The sequence below is a fragment of the Clostridium aromativorans genome (genome assembly GCF_020908015.1).
GTDB lineage: Bacteria > Bacillota > Clostridia > Clostridiales > Clostridiaceae > Clostridium_B > Clostridium_B aromativorans.
The window spans coordinates 184,648-202,567 of the sequence record NZ_JAJJPB010000001.1; the positions used below are offsets into that span (position 1 = coordinate 184,648).

At 36.9% G+C, this 17,920-nt stretch carries 19 protein-coding genes; 3 read left to right on the plus strand and 16 right to left on the minus strand.

The genetic code is table 11. The features are described 5' to 3' along the window. Nucleotides 1-435 precede the first annotated feature (435 nt). The 3 genes from LN736_RS00855 to LN736_RS00865 all read left to right on the plus strand — a co-directional run bounded on the left by LN736_RS00855 (nucleotide 436) and on the right by LN736_RS00865 (nucleotide 4,703). A complete protein-coding gene (locus tag LN736_RS00855) occupies nucleotides 436-1,626 on the plus strand; it encodes a histidine kinase (protein ID WP_150356853.1) in 1,191 nt (396 codons plus the stop codon). Nucleotides 1,627-1,631: 5 nt separating this feature from the next. Beyond that, nucleotides 1,632-2,402 carry a response regulator transcription factor gene (locus tag LN736_RS00860; RefSeq protein WP_229980447.1) on the plus strand — a complete coding sequence of 257 codons (771 nt, stop codon included), beginning with the start codon at nucleotides 1,632-1,634 and terminating at the stop codon, nucleotides 2,400-2,402. A 192-nt stretch (nucleotides 2,403-2,594) separates the two neighbouring features. Beyond that, nucleotides 2,595-4,703, plus strand: coding sequence for a methyl-accepting chemotaxis protein (locus LN736_RS00865; RefSeq protein ID WP_150356855.1), 2,109 nt, complete (start codon nucleotides 2,595-2,597; stop codon nucleotides 4,701-4,703). A 96-nt stretch (nucleotides 4,704-4,799) separates the two neighbouring features. Here LN736_RS00865 and LN736_RS00870 read toward each other — a convergent pair whose 3' ends face one another. The 16 genes from LN736_RS00870 to cutC form a co-directional block, all read right to left on the minus strand. Continuing rightward, on the minus strand, nucleotides 4,800-5,123 hold the full coding sequence (locus LN736_RS00870; protein ID WP_150356884.1) for a DMT family transporter: 324 nt from the start codon (nucleotides 5,121-5,123) through the stop codon (nucleotides 4,800-4,802). 196 nt (nucleotides 5,124-5,319) lie between these two features. Continuing rightward, entirely contained in the window at nucleotides 5,320-5,616 is a 297-nt protein-coding gene (locus LN736_RS00875) for a BMC domain-containing protein (protein WP_150356856.1), read from the minus strand. Between the two features lie 39 nt (nucleotides 5,617-5,655). After that, nucleotides 5,656-5,949: an ethanolamine utilization microcompartment protein EutM gene (gene eutM, locus LN736_RS00880; RefSeq protein ID WP_150356857.1), complete on the minus strand. Its 294-nt coding sequence runs from the start codon at nucleotides 5,947-5,949 to the stop codon at nucleotides 5,656-5,658. 26 nt (nucleotides 5,950-5,975) lie between these two features. Beyond that, a complete protein-coding gene (locus LN736_RS00885; RefSeq protein WP_150356858.1) occupies nucleotides 5,976-6,629 on the minus strand; it encodes a phosphate propanoyltransferase in 654 nt (217 codons plus the stop codon). 1 nt (nucleotide 6,630) lies between these two features. Next, complete coding sequence (locus tag LN736_RS00890) at nucleotides 6,631-8,223, minus strand: acetaldehyde dehydrogenase (acetylating) (protein ID WP_150356859.1); 1,593 nt, start codon at nucleotides 8,221-8,223, stop codon at nucleotides 6,631-6,633. 62 nt (nucleotides 8,224-8,285) lie between these two features. Next, nucleotides 8,286-8,960: a BMC domain-containing protein gene (locus LN736_RS00895; protein WP_229980449.1), complete on the minus strand. Its 675-nt coding sequence runs from the start codon at nucleotides 8,958-8,960 to the stop codon at nucleotides 8,286-8,288. A 21-nt stretch (nucleotides 8,961-8,981) separates the two neighbouring features. Beyond that, the gene (locus tag LN736_RS00900; protein ID WP_150356861.1) at nucleotides 8,982-9,692 is read right to left on the minus strand and encodes a cupin domain-containing protein; all 711 of its coding nucleotides are present in this window, start codon (nucleotides 9,690-9,692) and stop codon (nucleotides 8,982-8,984) included. A 71-nt stretch (nucleotides 9,693-9,763) separates the two neighbouring features. Then, entirely contained in the window at nucleotides 9,764-10,312 is a 549-nt protein-coding gene (locus LN736_RS00905; protein WP_150356862.1) for a BMC domain-containing protein, read from the minus strand. A 1-nt stretch (nucleotide 10,313) separates the two neighbouring features. Beyond that, on the minus strand, nucleotides 10,314-11,642 hold the full coding sequence (locus tag LN736_RS00910; protein WP_150356863.1) for a 4Fe-4S dicluster domain-containing protein: 1,329 nt from the start codon (nucleotides 11,640-11,642) through the stop codon (nucleotides 10,314-10,316). 17 nt (nucleotides 11,643-11,659) lie between these two features. Beyond that, complete coding sequence (locus LN736_RS00915) at nucleotides 11,660-11,923, minus strand: EutN/CcmL family microcompartment protein (protein WP_150356864.1); 264 nt, start codon at nucleotides 11,921-11,923, stop codon at nucleotides 11,660-11,662. Further along, the gene (locus tag LN736_RS00920) at nucleotides 11,917-12,225 is read right to left on the minus strand and encodes a BMC domain-containing protein (protein ID WP_150356865.1); all 309 of its coding nucleotides are present in this window, start codon (nucleotides 12,223-12,225) and stop codon (nucleotides 11,917-11,919) included. The genes LN736_RS00915 and LN736_RS00920 overlap by 7 nt, the downstream gene beginning before the upstream one ends. 16 nt (nucleotides 12,226-12,241) lie before the next feature. Continuing rightward, nucleotides 12,242-13,084, minus strand: a complete 843-nt coding sequence (eutJ, locus tag LN736_RS00925; protein ID WP_150356866.1) for an ethanolamine utilization protein EutJ — start codon at nucleotides 13,082-13,084, stop codon at nucleotides 12,242-12,244. Beyond that, nucleotides 13,066-13,749, minus strand: a complete 684-nt coding sequence (locus LN736_RS00930; RefSeq protein WP_229980451.1) for an ethanolamine utilization protein — start codon at nucleotides 13,747-13,749, stop codon at nucleotides 13,066-13,068. Before LN736_RS00930 ends, eutJ begins: the two co-directional genes overlap by 19 nt. A gap of 12 nt (nucleotides 13,750-13,761) precedes the next feature. Beyond that, on the minus strand, nucleotides 13,762-14,205 hold the full coding sequence (locus LN736_RS00935) for a EutP/PduV family microcompartment system protein (protein WP_150356868.1): 444 nt from the start codon (nucleotides 14,203-14,205) through the stop codon (nucleotides 13,762-13,764). Between the two features lie 61 nt (nucleotides 14,206-14,266). Then, nucleotides 14,267-15,217 (minus strand): choline TMA-lyase-activating enzyme, encoded by a 951-nt coding sequence (gene cutD, locus LN736_RS00940; protein ID WP_150356869.1) that lies wholly within the window; start codon nucleotides 15,215-15,217, stop codon nucleotides 14,267-14,269. Nucleotides 15,218-15,348: 131 nt separating this feature from the next. Next, nucleotides 15,349-17,898 (minus strand): choline trimethylamine-lyase, encoded by a 2,550-nt coding sequence (cutC, locus tag LN736_RS00945; RefSeq protein ID WP_150356870.1) that lies wholly within the window; start codon nucleotides 17,896-17,898, stop codon nucleotides 15,349-15,351. Nucleotides 17,899-17,920: the final 22 nt, after the last annotated feature.

Below are 17,920 nucleotides of genomic sequence, written 5' to 3' on the forward strand. Positions count from 1 at the left end.
AAAAAACGATATTATACAATATAATATTTTAACTAGATACAATAATACTAATAATATACATTAATTCTACAATAAATCAGTTATCTTATATGGTATCATAAATGATGGTAATTATTAAAGTTCAGTAGAAAATAGGAGAGGAAATCATGGAAGGTAAGTTTAAACTGAAATCCAATATTTATTTTAATAAGCAATCCATACAGCTTTTAGAACAAATTGAGGAACTTATATATATTTGTAGAAAATGCTATTTATAAAATGTTCAAAATCACAGAAAATAACTTATAAAATATTAACTTTGGTTTCTTTTTGACGAAACTCAAAGAGTAAGGTAAATTACTAGTTTACTTTCATATTCTTATGTATTACAATGAAGTTTAGATAATTTCTTCCTTCACGTACAATTATAAGGTCATAAGAGGTGCATTTACAGGTATGAATAAAACTAATAATCCACTTGAAAAATTAATATCCTCAAATTTATACGATCGTTATAGTGGTATTTTATCCTTATCAGATATTCCTCTGTTTCTGGCAGATACAAATGGTAATATTTTGCTTGAATTTATTCCATCTCCTGATTTTTGTACACATGTATGTCAGGAAAAGGGCGGAGAAGTATGCCCTGACTACAGATGTCGATTAAATCCCAAGGGCGAGGGTAGATTTGTATGTCGATATGGCCTTGAAAATATACTTTTTCCCATCAGAGTAGAAAATGAAACCTTAGGATACGTAGCCGGTATGCAGGTATATTTGAAGGATAATGAATATAAAAAATACATGATTAATATAAATCCCTCCAAAGAGAGCAAAGCTGAAGAATTAGAATTTGTTGCTAAATCGATTTCCTCACTGAAAACCGTGGAATCCAATAAAATTAAAATACATGAACGTTTATGCGGTCAAATTGCTAAAAATATTTCTCTTGACTTATCTGAAAATATAAGTTATTTTCATCAAGATGTGAAAAGGTTATCAATTGAAAAAGAGATACTGGAAAAAAAGATCATTGATCTAGAGGCAAAAAACATGTCTTTAGCAGTTAATCCTCATTTTTTGTTTAATACTTTAAACTGCATCGCCCGTGTGGCTTATTTTGAGCATTCTCACACAACAGAAAAACTCATTTATTGCCTTTCTGACTTGCTGCGATACAACTTAAAACAGGAAAACCAACTTCACACTATTGGCGCTGAAATCAATAATATTGAAAAATACCTGTATATTCAGAAAGTGAGATTTAAAAACCGCCTTGAATACAGCATAGATATTCCTGAAAATATTAAATCTTACACAATTCCCAATATGGTTATCCAGCCAATTGTTGAAAACTCCTTAATCCACGGAATTACACCAAAACGAGAAGGAGGTAAAATAATTATTTGTGCAGAGGAATGTAAAAGGGAAATTATTATTTCCATTATGGATAACGGAAATGGCTTTCCAAAGGACATTTTGCTAAACATGAAAAAATTTGAAAATAAATCGGGTTTAGGGCTTTGGAATACAGACAAACGCTTAAAACAATACTATGGGAAACAGTACGGATTGGAAATTGTAAAGTCTGATTATAGTGGTAGTACCGTTACTATCACAATTCCTACCCAGCCTATTGTGAGGTGATAGCAATGAGCGTGGTTTTGATTGTAGAAGATGAAATGCTTGAGCAAGAATTTCTTAGATCAGTTATGCTTGAAGAGCTTTTTCCAGAAGATAAGCTGCTGACCTGCGAAAGCGGAATACAGGCCATCAATCTAGCAAAGCAATATCAACCCAATGTTATCATAATGGATATAATGATTCCTGAATTGGACGGTTTAAGTGCCATTGAGAGAATCAGAAAATTTTTACCCAATGTATTTATTACAATTTTGTCCGCCTATTCGGACTTTTCCTATGCACAAAGAGCAATCAGGCTGCAAGTTTTCGAGTACTTGTTGAAACCTGTAAAACCCAATGTTATCAAACAGGTTTTCCGAAAAATGCTGGACTCAGCAAACGATTGTGATGCATTGACAGAAGAAAATCCTGACGAAAATATTAAAGATTCTAGAGGAAGTCAACGATACTTTATAGAGGAATCCATAAAATATATTAAAGAACATTATAGAGAAAAAATCACTTTGAAAATGGTTGCTTCTAGAGTATTTTTAAGTCCCAAGTATTTCAGTCGTGTTTTTAAGAAGGAAATGGGGGTTTCATTTTCAAATTATATAATCAATTTAAAAATTCAACATGCCTGTAGATTGTTAGAGACAACCAATTATCCCGCTTATCGCATTTCAATAGAATGTGGTTTTTCAGATCCTTCTTATTTTAACAGGGTATTTTGTACACAGATGAATATGACTCCTCAATCCTACAGAAAATATACACGTATGTCAGCACAGAGAGATTGAAAGTTATGAAATTATTGCAACATAGTATAAAATCTTTAAAGTACTAATTATTATAAATCTTTTATCGAACTCTAACATAAAATCGCTAGGGTTCTTTATTTATACAAATTATACCAACTATTTTAGCTAATAAAAATGGTTATTTTTATATACTAATATATGATTTAAAAACGTAAAAGGGGGATAAAATTTATGTTACAAAAAATGAGTTTAAAAGTAAAAATTAGCACTATAATTGGACTATTGCTGATACTAACTTTCGCAGCTACGTTTTCTATATTATTAGTCAGGTTATATAATAGCAGTATATCACAAGCTAAAACTCTCTCAGAGGAAATGTCAAAATCCTATGCATCCCAGGTTGACAGTCATTTTATAACACTTGAAACAATAGGTGATACATTCAAAGATTCAATAAACAGTCAGATAAAAAAAGGTGTTAAGAATAGAGATATTATCATTGATATGCAAAAAAATATATTGAATAAATATCCTAATATTTATGGAATAACAGTGGCTTTTGAACCAAATGCCTTTGACGGCAAGGATTCTTCCTATGCAGGAAAACCGGGATACGGCGAAAAGGGATTGTTTATACCCTATGTAACCAGAAGCAACGGCTCTTTTCATATTGAACCGGCATATAATTCTGAAACTGAGATGACCTGGTATAATACTCCTAAAAGAAGTAAACGAGTATTTGTGACGGAACCAACTGTATATAAAGTTAATGGCAATAATATCTCCATGGCATCTTTGGTAGTACCTATTTTAGATGAAAATAAAAATTTTCGAGGAGTTGTATCCATAGATTACAGACTTGAAACATTTCAAAATATTGTAGATCAAATAAAACCCATGGGAGGATATGCTCAACTTTTATCGAAAAATGGTATATATGTAGCAAATGGGGCCAATAAGAAGTTGATAATGACTGATGCAAAGAAAAGTGGTAGTGACTGGAATAATGTTGTAAGCCAAACATCTGCAGGCAAACAGATTCAAGCCATAGGAAAATCAATTTCAACAGGAGAGGACGTCTTCAGAGTAGCATACCCGGTAAAAATAAGTGACTATGATATGAATTGGAGTCTATGCATTGATATTCCCATGGCAAATATTTTAAAGGATTTCTATGCTCAATTAAGAGAAATAATACTTATGGCCTGTATTGGACTTGCCGCTATAATCCTGGTAACAGTATTAATTGTAGGTTATATGACCAAAGGACTTAAATATACGGAAGATCAATTGGATTTATTGGCACAGGGAGATCTCAGTAAGGAAATTAATTCTAAGTTTTCAAAATCCAAAGATGAAATTGGAAATATGATAAATTCTATGTGGAAAATGCAAAAATCAATTAAGAATATAGTAAAAGGCGTGAAAGACAATTCTTTAAATGTAGATCATTCAATAAGCAATGTGGAAAAAAGTATAGGTACCCTAAACTCAAAGATTGGTGATGTATCTGCAACTACAGAGGAACTCTCTGCCGGAATGGAAGAAACTGCGGCATCCTCTCAAGAAATGAACAACTCGGCATCTGAAATAAAGAAAACCGTTGAAAGCATGTCATCAGCAATCGAAAGCGGATTAAAATCTGCAGAAAAAATAAATACAAGAGCTGATGCTCTGAAATCCTCTGCAATTCAATCTCAACAGAATGTACATGACATGAGTTCAGATATGAATAAAAAATTACAACTGGCACTTGAAAAGTCAAAAGCTGTGGAGCAAATAAACTCATTGACAGATGAAATATTGGAGATAACCTCACAGACAAATTTACTTGCACTAAATGCATCTATCGAAGCAGCACGTGCAGGAGAAGCTGGAAAAGGATTTTCCGTTGTAGCAGATGAAATCAGAAAGCTAGCCGATTCATCTCAGAACATGGTCATCCAAATTCAAAATACCAATAAGGATGTAGTTCAATCCGTAGATGCACTTAGAAATAGTTCAAGAGATATAATGAAATTTATCGAAAAACAAGTGGTGCCTGATTATACTAATTTAGTTAAAACAGGAGAACAGTACAGCAAAGATTCTTCTGAAATCAAAAAATTGATTGATGATTTCAATAAAATATCTGAAAAATTACTTTCATCTATTTCTGATATAGTAAAATCCGTGGGAGAGGTATCTGCAGCATCGGAAGAAGGTGCACAGGGAACTACAAGCATAGCACAGATGTCTTCAGAAGTAGCTGAATTAAGCAATAACGTATTGAATCAGACAGCAGAATCAAAATCAAGCTCTGAAAAATTGAAAAACATGATTTCCATATTCAAGCTATAACAAGCTATAAAAAGAGAAAATGTACTTAAAATTTAATTTACACAAAGTAAATACAGATGGCTACCCTAATATGGTAGCCATCTGTACTAACATTTTTTAATGATTTACACCGCTTAAATTTAAGCCTACTATTCCAGTGATAATTAAAATTATAGATATTACTTTACCCATGTTAATTTCCTCTTTAAAAAACATTATTCCAATAACTGATATTACTGTAATTCCTACCCCTGACCATATTGCATATGCAATACTTACATCTATTTTCTTTAAAGCCAATGAAAATACACTGTAGCATAAAAAATATGCAACAAACATACCTATGGATGGAAATAACCTCGTTAATCCATTGGAAATTTTCATTAACGAAGTACCTATTAGCTCCAACGTTATTGCTAAAAATAGAAAAAACCAGTGCATCATAGCCTCCCTTTATAAATTTTATAGTACCAATTACATTTGAAAAAAGAACGTATCCCGATTTGATTTACATGGATCCAGATACGTTCTCTAAACAAACTATCATTTTGATTTTAGCATCTATCATAAGATGATAGCATATTATATCTTATTTTAAAGTCATCTTCATATGTCTTTTCAAATATCAAATTTTTGTCTACTCTTCATTTCCTTCAGAAATTTTAGGAAGAATAGATTCAACCTCAACATGCGGACGTGGAATAACATGAACTGAAATCAGTTCTTCACCAACACGCTGTGCTGCTGCTGCACCAGCATCAGTAGCTGCCTTTACAGCACCTACATCTCCTCTTACCATCACTGTTACAAGACCACCTCCAACATGTTCCTTACCAATTAAATGGACATTTGCCGCCTTAACCATTGCATCTGCTGCTTCAATACAACCTATTAAACCTTTTGTTTCAATCATTCCCAATGCATCATGTTGCATTTTTTTCTCCCTCCTAAAACCTTATTTATGATCTACAATTTATTTTTCATCTTCCTTTTCAATTTTAGGAAGAATACTTTCAACTTCCACATGCGGACGTGGAATAACATGAACTGAAATCAACTCACCAACACGCTGTGCTGCTGCTGCACCAGCATCAGTAGCTGCCTTTACAGCACCTACATCTCCTCTTACCATCACTGTTACAAGACCGCCTCCAACATGTTCCTTACCAATCAAATAAACATTAGCTGCTTTAACCATAGCATCTGCTGCTTCAATAGAACCTACCAAACCCCTCGTTTCGATCATTCCCAATGCATCATATTTCATTTTTTTTCTCCTTTCTTCCTAATACCTTATTTTATTATTGTAATTTTCGATACATTATTAAGATTCATGGCATTTGCTTCTTCTGTATCAACATGACATTCTAAAGCCGAAGCATCATTTGCCCTAATAACTACATTATTGTAAATACCACCTCGCGGCCCATCAACCTGAATGCTTACTATTTGCCCATCATGAACATCAAAATGCTGTGCATCTCCAGGTGTCATATGGATGTGACGCTGTGCAACAATCAATCCTTCTTTTATCTGAATGGATCCCTTTGGTCCAACTATAGTAATTCCAGATGTTCCGTGTAAATCACCTGACATTCTAATCTGTGGAACTGTCCCCAATTTAAAAGAATCTCCCTTTAGAACTTCCACCTGTGTCTTACTGCGTATTGGGCCAAGAATCCTAATCTTTTCAATGGCACCCTTTGGGCCGCAGATAGTCACAGTCTCCTTACACGCAAATTGTCCTGGTTGTGTTAGATCCTTAACTCTAGTCAACTGATATCCTTCTCCAAATAAGGTGTTAAAATCTACCTGTGAAAGGTGAACATGACGATTCGAAATTCCGATTGGAATTTTATACTCATCCTCTCTCCTACCTTCAGAAGGCATATTATCTTTGACAGTCTCCAGTAAAAGCTTGAGGACAGCTTCATACTTGTTGTCCATTTTAATTAGCTCCCTTCATCGCAGCTATTAATTCACTTACCAGCTTAGTAAGCTTTTCATTGTCAGTTGAATCAGAATTTGTACTATAACATTCCTTATCATAATTAGCTTTATTCTGGCAAGTACTCTTTGCAACATAGGAGGCAGGACTCGTAGCATAGCATCCTAAATCCCGCTGATTCCCACAGCTGCCAGAAAGTTCAGGATGATTGAACGTCGGATCATCTGAAGCCAATGTGCTGCAGTTTTTAATACCATATGCAACCCTCTTGATATTAATCAAATGCATCGGACTGACATTTTCAGAAACAGAACTTCCTCCCCATGTACCACAGCCTAATGTAAAGGAAGGCAATAACCCTGTACTTGCACCAGTGCCGCCCTGACTTCCACCGGTATTAACCAGAATACGGGATGCTGGCTTTTTAGCAAACTTCATTACCATATCTCTATCATTTGTATGGATGTTCATAGTATGACCAAGGCCATTTTGAAGCAATCTAATACTTAAATCACATGCTTCATGCCAATCTTTAACTGTATAAAAAGCAAGTACTGTTGTCAATTTTTCATAAGAAAGCGGATAACCGTCACCAACACCCTGTTGTTCTCCAAGTAAAACTTTTGTTCCCTCTGGAATTGAAATACCTGCAGCAGAGGCAATGACCTGTGGTGATCTTCCAACAAATTTTGCACTCATACTGTGGCCGCCATTTTTAAAAAGTAGATTACAAACTTTTTTGGTTTCTTCAGCTGTCATAAAATATCCACCCTGTTTTTTGAATTCAGTTACTATAGCATCATGATTGCACTCTTCAGCAATTACAGACTGTTCAGATGCACAGATAGTACCATAATCAAAGCTCTTACTAGCAATAACATCCCTAACCGCTTCGTGAACATCAGCTGTTTTCTCAATATAAGCTGGAGAATTACCAGCACCGACGCCCAATGCAGGCTTTCCAGAACTATAAGCAGCTTTTACCATCCCCGGTCCTCCAGTTGCAATTATCATGGAAACCTCTTTGCATTTCATCAACTCGTTCGTAGCATTCATAGACGGTGTTAAAATGCTGCCTATAATATTCGCAGGAGCACCTGCTTCTACTGCTGCATTACACATGAGACTAACAGCTTTTGTTGTACATTTTATTGCAGCAGGATGTGGTGAAAATACAATGGCATTACGTGATTTAATTGCTATCATTGATTTGAAAATAGCGGTGGATGTTGGATTTGTAGAAGGAACTATACCCATTACTAGGCCAACAGGTTCTGCAATATCAATTACCTTATCAACCGGATTTTCTTTGATTACACCAATTGTCTTCATATTTTTAATAGAATTATATACACAAGTAGAAGCCATATGGTTTTTATAAGTCTTATCTTCAACCTTTCCAAAACCGGTTTCTTCTACAGCCATTTTGGCTAAACAAACTGCATTTTCCTCTGCCACTTTAACCATATTGCGCAGAATTTTATCGATTTGCTCTTCAGTATAATTAGCAATTTGATCTGCTGCAATTTTTCCTAGACGTGCAAGATTTCTCGCTTCTTGTACAGAACGTAAATCATAATCAATATTTTCCAATTGTGATCCCTCCATTATTTTTCATAAAACTTTTATTATTTATTTTAATTTCTGCAACTGTGTTAACTATGCCCATAATACTTTCCAAACTCTGCAATCAGCAGCTTTTTACTTGCTCTAGAAATTTCCCTTCCTCTAATGCCAAAGTTTTCATATTTGCGTGCTAGATTTCTAAGTTCTACCACCTTATATTTGCTTAAAATCTCAATGGCTTTCTCAGGGCCACATTCAAATACTATCTTGTCTACAGCTTCCTTATTGTGCTTTTTACTCAAACCTTCTTTCAACAAAACTGTTGTTTCTTTTGGCATGGATTCCCTATTATTTGTCTCCTTTACTCCTAAATCTTCAATTGTTACTGTTTCTTTAACCTCAACAGGAACCTCTACAATGTTTTCCACTTCTTCTTTTAATTCGGCTTCTGCTGAAGCAGTAACTAAAATATCTTCACTTTTCGCTGGTACTGATGATACAATTATCTTGTCTAAATACTCATGTGGACGTGGAATTACATGTTGTGAAATCAGTAATGTGTTATTTATCAATTTAACTGCAGCTGCACCAGCTTCTACAGCTACTTTTGCTGCAGCTACATCACCAGTTACAGCAATCGAAACAAGGCCTCCTCCTACATATGTCTTCTCCAAAATATTCACATATGCTGCCTTGAGCATGGCATCTACAGCCACAATAGCTGCAACGAGTCCTTTCGTTTCGATTAATCCAAGTGCTTGCATCACTTAGTCCCCCTCTTAGTTCTAGCTTACAAGATCAGCCCAGTTGGCTGGATATGTAACATAGAATAACTTGACCTTGTCAGGAGATCCCCATATAACTTTGGATCCCGACGGAACATAGAGTACGTCACCCGGGTGTACAGTGAATGTCTTCCCATTAAGAGTAATTGTCAATGTACCTTCGATAACATAATCAATCTCCTCATAAGTCAGTTTCCAGTCAAAACTAGAATGATCAATTGTTAAAAATCCGGCACTCATAGAAGAATCATCTTTACTGATCAATTCCTGATAACATACTTTGGCATTTGGATTCCCAGTATCAAAGGTATCAAATTTTACTGAGTTTCCACGGACTAACTTCAAACCGCTACAATCACTTTCAGCAACATATGGTTTATTGGAAACTGAATCAAGTACACCTTTTAAAAGACCCTTATCCATCATGACCTTGAGCACTTTATAGATCATATCACTGCTAATTCCACTCTCACAATTTTTTAGAGGTTCAGGAGCTTTCTCCACAGAAGAGTTCTTCGTTTCGCAGGAACTTTTTGTTTCACAAGGCTCCTTTGTTTTGCAAACTTGAGTTTCTGTAGAAAACTCTATTCCACGAGCTCTGGCTGCATCCTTAGCCGATGGAGTAATAATCGTATTACAGTCAATATAAACTGTCTTTTGACCTTGCTTTTCCGCATCGTCAACATCTTTGACACAAATTAATTTTTTCATTCCTCCACATCCTTTCATTCATTGATATAATCATTGAAAACATCCTCCCATATATAAAAGCTTTTACATATTTAAAGTAAAGATGCCACCAGTATATCAGAGGGTGAAGGTATTACCTCTGCATTTACTAATAAACCTTTTTCCTCTGCAATAGCTTTTCCGGCCCCAATACCAGCTTCAACTGCAGCCACGTCACCAGTAAAAGTAAAGAATGACTTACCACCTAATCCATTTCCCAGGCGAAGCTCTAATGGCTGTAACTCTGCAGCTTTAAGGATTGCATCAGCTGCAGCAATCATTGTTGACAGAGAAAAAGACTCCATAATTCCCAAGGCTTGAATTTCATCTGGTACAGTTGCACCTGTTATTGCTGGAAACACTGCCGGACTTACATTTGGTATAACAATAGAATCAACTAAAAATTCTCCTGCCAGCCTTTCACCAATATCTACTGAATCTTTTACTGCTGCAACATCCCCGTCAACAATAGCAATATATTTGCCAGGACAGGTAGAACCTGCCGTAACTATTTCCACATGAGAAATTTTTACCATCTGATCTGCTGCATATATACCACGTGCAATGCTTGTAAATTCTACCATTCCTATTGCTTTCAACATATCATTCCCTCCTTATCACAATAAAACCATTTTCACTTTCGATAACCTTTCCTGAAATACTTGCATGAACGGCGGCACCTAGGCTATCTTCAGGAATTTTACCAACTTGCTGTCCCACCTGTACATAATCGCCAGGATTGACAATTGGAACTGCAGGCGCTCCTACATGCTGCCTCATCGCAATATGTACTAATTCAGGTTCCATATTAACTTCTGTCATAGGAGCCGGTCTATCAAAATTATTCAAACCTAACCTTGCAATAAGACGCTTACTTGGAATCAAACGATATTCACGACTTTTTCTGGCAGCAAATTGCGACTTAATCGGTTTATACCTTATATTCTGCTCCGCCAGTTTCCCCTTAAAATATAGATTTGCAGATTTGGGATAAAGCCCTGCGGGACATGAAAACAATTCACATAAATTACACTGACAGCACAGCTGTGCAATCTTCTGACCCTCAACATCATCTAATGCATAATTCAAAGCCCTCATTATCTTGTGCGGCTGCATATTATGTCCAAGAAGATAACGAGGACACATATCCGTACACATACGGCACTGTTCACAGGAAGATCTATTTACTCTTCTTGCCTGTTCTATATTAACGGATTTCCTTCGGATTAGAGAATGTTGCTTTTTCAAAATTACAAATCCCTTATTCTTCTTTGTAACATATCCATCTATATTATCCATGACAGGTCCCATCATAGGGCCGCCATCAATAACTGCATAATCATCAAAATTTTCTATACCACTCAGTTTTAACACATCTATAATAGGTGTGCCTACCGGTACTTTTACAGTCAATCGTTTGGGAATATCCCCTGCAACTGTAATATATTTCTCCGTAACCGGTTCTCCAAGATTAGCGTGATAAATATTCAATGCTGTTTCTGTATTAACTACCACACATCCAACTTTAATTGGGATACCCGTTTCTGGAACAACTCTACCTGTCAGCTCATAAACCAAAACCTGTTCATCACCTGCTGGATAAATATCTGGAAGTTCTTTGACTTCAATAAAATCACTTACTTGAAGTGCCTTGATCCTATTACGAAGTATGGAAATTACTTCTTTATGCTTTCCTTTAATACCTATAAGGCCCTTGGCAGCACCCACTAACTTTCCAGCTGCTTCAAACCCCTTAATTATCTCATCGGGAAACAGTTTCATCAGCTGCTGATCTACCCGCAGCAGCGGTTCACATTCAGCTCCATTAAGAAGTATATACTCTGCCTTTGATGTTAGCTTTGCATGGGTAGGAAACCCTGCACCGCCTGCACCGATAACGCCAGCTTCTCTCACCATATCAAGAAGACTCATCCTTACACCTCCTGAATTTATTCAAAATTGCAGTCTTCATCAATTATTCCGACAACAGCCGCATCAATTGGAATATCATCATTCCCCAGCATCCTTCGAGCTGATGAACCCGTACATACAATAACCCTATCTCCAATACCAGCACTGATGATATCTGCAACAATTAAACGCTTGCCAGCATCACTGCCGCCAATTACCTCTGCCAACATGAACTTCAGTCCATTAAGCGACTCTGCCTTTCTTGTTGCCCATATATTGTCAATCAATCTTGCCGTTAACATAAATCCTTCCCCTTTTTGAAATTGCGTTTAATCTCTCGAATTGCTGATTCAACAGATGCTGTATCGCCAAAAATTGCAATCATTATCATATTTTGAGGACAACTGCCTCTAATATCTTCTACCGTAACATCAACTGCCTTTTCGGCAATATCAGCTGCACAAATCATCTCTATCATTTTTCCCTGTACAAGGCCAACTGCATCAATGCGAATTGAATCTTTACTAATACCACTGGCCCCTGAGCGCCGCATAAGCATGTCTACAGCACCTTTTGAAGGAGATTTAATAATTCGGAACTCCATACACAACCATCTCCTATTACATACCTTCCTGTCTACAGCTAAGTGCTATACCCAAGGGAGTCACAAACATTGGATTATGTGGTTTATGAGTAAAAATCCCCGTCTGCTTTTCTATAATTTTTTCAATACCTGTCAAGCAGCATGTCCCTCCTACCAGGGATATTTCCTGTACATCATAACCTTTGATGTGATGGTTAATAATAGACGAAATTTTTTCAACTACTGGCTTTAATACCGGCAGCAGTTCCTTATGATTTTCAGAATTACGTTTGTAAAGTTCCGCTTTCTCAAAAGGCATGTTGTATGCACCGGATACGACCAGAGAAAGTTGAGTACCACCTGTGGGTTCATCAGCAATGTACACAACTTTTCCATCCTTAAGAATCGAAATTCCCGTGGTTCCACCGCCAATATCTACCACTGCACCATTCTTGATTTTGAGTACTTTATTGGCAGCTGTAGGTTCATCAAGCACGTTAGTCAATTCAAAGCCAGCAGCCTGAACCACATTTCTAACTGCCCCCGAATCCAGTTCATCTGTTCCAGGTGGAATGGCTGCAGCACCATAAATCAATTCTGTACCCAATTTTTCCTCGATTCCCCGTTTCATTTCCCTGACAATATTAATTGCACCAATATAATCTACAACCATACCATCGCGAACTACATCAGCATATCTATAATCGCCTGCTACCGGCCTATAGTTTTCATCTAGAACTGCTAAAACAACACAGGCAGTTCCTAAATCAACTCCCGTATAATAAACAGACGATTTATCCACAATAGGATGTTTTACTACATGTTCAAAATCATCTACAAGCTTATCGCAAAATTTAAAAGTCAATTTTTTCTCTGACATTTTTTACCTCCAAAAATAGAACAAATCCTTTGGGACAAGGCATTGATAATCTGATTAACTTTCCCAATAATATCTTTATACAGCAATTCATTTCCATCATCACTGTCTTCATAAGCTTCTAAAACAACCGGTTCAATTTCCCTAAGGGCACAGCGCAGCCTATGCAAGATTATAATATCCCTGCCATTTTTCAACTGCACATGGAAATCAGTAATCTCAAAACAATCATCTAAATCATTAGAAAAATTATCAGCATTTATTCCCATACATTCCTTAAGGCAAAGATCTTCAATGGGGCTTTTACTATCCAGAGCATTCTTAATTTTAGTAAATTGTTTACCCAGATCAATAATGCTCTGTGCCAAAAAGACATCTCTGCTTAAAAATTCTTCCTCTGTGATAAAAAATAATGCCTCTACTGACTTCATTCTGCTGCGGAGTTTCTTTTTTTTCCAATCATCTTGTTTTTTTGGCAGCTCAGATAGATGCCTTTTATTTACATCATTTTTTTTTGCATAAGAACCATTGTCAAATTTATTTATTCCCCTATCTGCCAAAAATTGACGTGCTCCCGGCGTAAGCCTTGTCCCCGGTTCAATCTTATAATCTGTAAAAGGTTCTTTTCTATATAAATCCCTCAAATCAATTTCGGTAATAAATTTCATTTCAATCCCCCTTTACTTCTTTTTAAAAAATAAATACTCTTTTAAAGCATCAATACCTATCCTACTAGGGACACTGATTTTATAGTAAGGTTCTACAATTCCTATCTGTTTTAACTGTTTAAAGCAGAATTCTTCATTTTCTGCCATCAAATCGACTTTGGTAATTACACCAACTACAGGACATCTAAATGCTTTGGCAAAACCAGGGGAATACACATTAACACACCTTGACTGGTCAATTAACATCAAAACATGCGATGCATCCTGGGCAGCTGCAATTATATGCTTGTACATCCATGTATTTTCAATATAAGAACCTGGAACATCTATAGTATTTTTCCCATAAATAATATCCTGTGCTTTTCTCAATGGACCCCTATAGTCATTCAACGCATTTGCCAAGGTGGTCTTCCCACAATTCGTGGGTCCGATTATCATTATTCTCTTCCTTTTCATGTTCTTGTAATAGGAGCGGTTGTAAATTTCATCTCCATTTATTTTTTATTTCAACAACTCATCAATGCTTTATAACTGCAACCGGGAATTCATATTTTTTAATCCAACTCTCAATTCTGTCCAATTCATCACTACTCAAGCTTGGATCGCCCTTTATTGGATACTCTCTACCCAGCTGTACATACTTATTTACCCCTAATTTGTGATAGGGAAGCAGATCTATACCTTTAAAATTCTTATAATCGCGGAAAGGCATCAAAAAATCAATTACACTCTCAATTTCATTTTGACTATCATTTATACCTTTCAATAAAGGCATTCTGACCTTTACATTGTACCTGCGATGAAGAAGTTCTTTTAGGTTATTTAAAATCCGCTCATTGTGAACTCCCGTAAGCTGATAGTGTCGTTCAGAATCGATATGCTTTATATCAAAAAGAAACAAATCCAAAAATTCAGCAATTTTAAGCATTGATTCCAGTTTTGCATAGCCGCAGGTTTCAATAGCAGTATTGATTCCCTCCTGCTTACATGCCATAAGCAGACTTGCAGCAAATTCCCACTGCATGGTTACCTCGCCGCCTCCCAGCGTGACACCCCCGCCTGAAACATCATAAAATCTTCTATCTTCCTCAATGATTTCCATAAGTTCGGAAACAGTTTTTACTTCTCCCATAACAGATAATGCAGACTGAGGACATACATTCTCACACTTACGACATCCCAGACAATCAATACTATGATTGACCTCATGCTTCAATTTTTCTGAAATGGTATGTATTCCAACTGGACACACCGAAACACAGGCACCACAATCAATACAAGAATTTCTTTTAAACATAACTTGATATTTTCGTTCCAGTCCTTCAGGATTCGCACACCATCTGCAGCGCAGTGGACATCCCTTGAAAAACACCAGTGTTCTTACTCCCGGCCCATCATACATATTGTATTTTTGCACATTGAAAATGAACGCTTTTCTTTCAGTTATTGCTCCCTTCCTATCACTCATACCAACCATTCTCCTGTTTGACTCATTTTAATATTCAACTGAACAATTTAACTACACCCATCCTCTCTGTCACAGTTCGTAGAAAGACATGGGAACAGATAAATCAATTTAAATCCAACGGTATACTACACTTAAAAATGTGTCAGCATAGTCCTACTTATAATCTCATCTTGAACATCTTTGCACAGCTCAACGAAAAATGCACTGTAACCTGCTACACGGACAATTAAATCACGATACTGTTCAGGATGTTTTTGTGCTTCAACTAACGTTTTATTATCCAGGTAATTGAACTGCATCTGTCCATTACCAAAAAGACATGCAGTACGCAAAAGCGTGATAATGCCCTCCTCACCCTCCGGTGTATCAAGCAGCCCTGCCATAAGCTTAAAGTTATGGACCATACCTATATTCATGTTGTCACAGGACATTTTGGAAACAGATTTGATAATAGCAGTTGGTCCCTTATAATCTGCACCCTGTGATGGGCTGATGCCATCGGACAATGGCGTCCAGGCTTTACGTCCACTGGCAGATGCACCTGTCATTTGTCCAAACGGTGTATTATTGGATATGGATAAAGTTCCATGACTCAGGACAGAGTACAGTGTCTTATACTTGCGGTGTTCCATTTCCGTAAAGTTGATCAAATCCGCAGCAATCAGATCTACATAATCATCATCATTGCCGTACTTAGGAGCTTTCATACAATCGTTTCTAACCTGTTCGTATCCTACAAAATCAGCTTTCAGCGCTTCATTTAACTGCTGTAGTGTATATTTTTTATCATCAAATACCAGCTTTTTGATAGCGGCCATAGAATCTGTATAAGTAGCCAAGCCAGTCCATACAACGCCAGGTCCAAAGTTGTACATAGCACCACCGGCAGAAACATCTTTACCATGCTCCATACAGCCTTCATACATGATAGACATCAATGGCTTTGGAGCTAGATCTCTGTGGACACGTTGAGAAATAACTGTAGCAACATCAGTCCACTTCGTAATATATTTGATCTCTTCCTTAACAGCTTTGTCGAATTCTTCATAATTCTTAAACCTGTTCAACTCTCCCATATCAGGACAAACCTGCTTGCCATACCACAGAGGAACACCGTGGTTTAGAACCAATTCAATACAAATAGGCCACTGGGTGTAAGAAGTAGAAGTCCACTGATACAGCCGACCGGCCTTTTGAGGCTCTACACATCCCATTATGCAGTAGTCCCTGGCATCTTCTATGGATACTCCCTTTGCCAGCATCATCTTAATATGTGTATCATCAAAATGACAAGCTGGGAATCCTATACCTGCACGAATAACATCTACAATTTTTTTCAAATACTTTCTAGGCGACTTGTTGTGAATACGGCATGCCAGAGACGGCTGATAAACCTTGACATGGCGGACAGCATCCATCAGCAGGTAAGTCAAATCATTTGTAGCATCAAGGCCATCACGGGTAACACCGCCTACACACATATTGACAAATGGCTGATAGCCTGCAAAGAACTTGGAGCTGCTTTCACTGGTAATCCACATCATTTCAGACATTTTTATAAGCATACAGCCCGCGAGCTCAAATGCCTGAAAACTATTCATACGTCCCTGCTCCATATCTGCTTTGTAAAATGGATACATATACTGATCCACACGTCCAATAGACATTCCAGTCTGATTTTCTTCAACTACCAACAGTGATTCAATAGTCCATACAGATTGAATTGCTTCCCAGAAAGTACGGGGTTTGTGTGCGGGTACCCATGCATTGACTTCAGAAATCTTCTGCAGTTCCTCTTTACGTTTAGGATCCATTTCCTTTACAGCCAGTTCAGCCGCATAATCAGACATACGCTTAGCATAAATCATAACCCCTTCAGTAGTGTCGATAACGGATTTGTAAAAATAGATCTTGTCAATGTCCTCCGGATTTTCATAATCCAGTTTTTTTAAATGCTCCTTCGCTTCTTCCTGAATATCCTTCATACCCTTTTTCATCAGGATCACATCGTATCCAGGATTTGAATCGCCGCCGCCATTGACTGCATGGTAAGAACAATCTGAAACAAAGGATTCACCTGAAAGTTCCCATACTCCCGCTTCACGATACTGATCTTCACAGTATTCATCAACGGATTTACCCTTCCAGAAAGGGAAAAGCTCTTCACGCATAATCTTTTTATCTTCTTCGGAAATATAAAATGGATCTTGAGGGCGTGTTCCAATGGTATCAATTTCGTCCGCCAGCCATCTCCAGGATATGTCGGGAGAAAAGGCTCCTGCACGAGGTGCTCCACAAGGTGCTCCTACAATAAGTTCATTATCTTGAATTACAAGTGGTGCAGTTTCACAACAGTGGCGGAAGCATTTGGCACGCAGTAAAATTTTAGGCATACCAGGATTTTCTTTGGCAATTTTAGTTATTGCTCTGGCACGATATGTGGTTATGGAAGGTTTTTGCTTCAAATAATTTTCCTTAAGTTTTTTCAAACGCCCTGTCATTCCATTGGGGACTCCCTTATCATCGCTACAACATGTTTGAGAATTAGAAGCAGAACTTTCATCTTCTTTTGTGATTTCTTTCGAAACACCCTCAAATATTTTCAATAAAGCAACTTGTTCATTTGCAGACATATTTTTAGTTGCTTCTGCAAATTTACTTGAAAATTCACGAATATCCAAAATACTTACCTCTCTTCTTTTA

What these genes read in the sequence shown, in the direction of transcription:
- LN736_RS00855 (WP_150356853.1), top strand. Translation starts at nt 436, where the DNA reads ATGAATAAAACTAATAATCCACTTGAAAAATTAATATCCTCAAATTTA.
- LN736_RS00860 (WP_229980447.1), top strand. Translation starts at nt 1,632, where the DNA reads ATGAGCGTGGTTTTGATTGTAGAAGATGAAATGCTTGAGCAAGAATTT.
- LN736_RS00865 (WP_150356855.1), top strand. Translation starts at nt 2,595, where the DNA reads ATGTTACAAAAAATGAGTTTAAAAGTAAAAATTAGCACTATAATTGGA.
- LN736_RS00870 (WP_150356884.1), bottom strand. Translation starts at nt 5,123, where the DNA reads ATGCACTGGTTTTTTCTATTTTTAGCAATAACGTTGGAGCTAATAGGT.
- LN736_RS00875 (WP_150356856.1), bottom strand. Translation starts at nt 5,616, where the DNA reads ATGCAACATGATGCATTGGGAATGATTGAAACAAAAGGTTTAATAGGT.
- eutM (WP_150356857.1), bottom strand. Translation starts at nt 5,949, where the DNA reads ATGAAATATGATGCATTGGGAATGATCGAAACGAGGGGTTTGGTAGGT.
- LN736_RS00885 (WP_150356858.1), bottom strand. Translation starts at nt 6,629, where the DNA reads ATGGACAACAAGTATGAAGCTGTCCTCAAGCTTTTACTGGAGACTGTC.
- LN736_RS00895 (WP_229980449.1), bottom strand. Translation starts at nt 8,960, where the DNA reads ATGCAAGCACTTGGATTAATCGAAACGAAAGGACTCGTTGCAGCTATT.
- LN736_RS00900 (WP_150356861.1), bottom strand. Translation starts at nt 9,692, where the DNA reads ATGAAAAAATTAATTTGTGTCAAAGATGTTGACGATGCGGAAAAGCAA.
- LN736_RS00905 (WP_150356862.1), bottom strand. Translation starts at nt 10,312, where the DNA reads ATGTTGAAAGCAATAGGAATGGTAGAATTTACAAGCATTGCACGTGGT.
- LN736_RS00910 (WP_150356863.1), bottom strand. Translation starts at nt 11,642, where the DNA reads ATGAGTCTTCTTGATATGGTGAGAGAAGCTGGCGTTATCGGTGCAGGC.
- LN736_RS00915 (WP_150356864.1), bottom strand. Translation starts at nt 11,923, where the DNA reads ATGTTAACGGCAAGATTGATTGACAATATATGGGCAACAAGAAAGGCA.
- LN736_RS00920 (WP_150356865.1), bottom strand. Translation starts at nt 12,225, where the DNA reads ATGGAGTTCCGAATTATTAAATCTCCTTCAAAAGGTGCTGTAGACATG.
- eutJ (WP_150356866.1), bottom strand. Translation starts at nt 13,084, where the DNA reads ATGTCAGAGAAAAAATTGACTTTTAAATTTTGCGATAAGCTTGTAGAT.
- LN736_RS00930 (WP_229980451.1), bottom strand. Translation starts at nt 13,749, where the DNA reads ATGAAATTTATTACCGAAATTGATTTGAGGGATTTATATAGAAAAGAA.
- LN736_RS00935 (WP_150356868.1), bottom strand. Translation starts at nt 14,205, where the DNA reads ATGAAAAGGAAGAGAATAATGATAATCGGACCCACGAATTGTGGGAAG.
- cutD (WP_150356869.1), bottom strand. Translation starts at nt 15,217, where the DNA reads ATGAGTGATAGGAAGGGAGCAATAACTGAAAGAAAAGCGTTCATTTTC.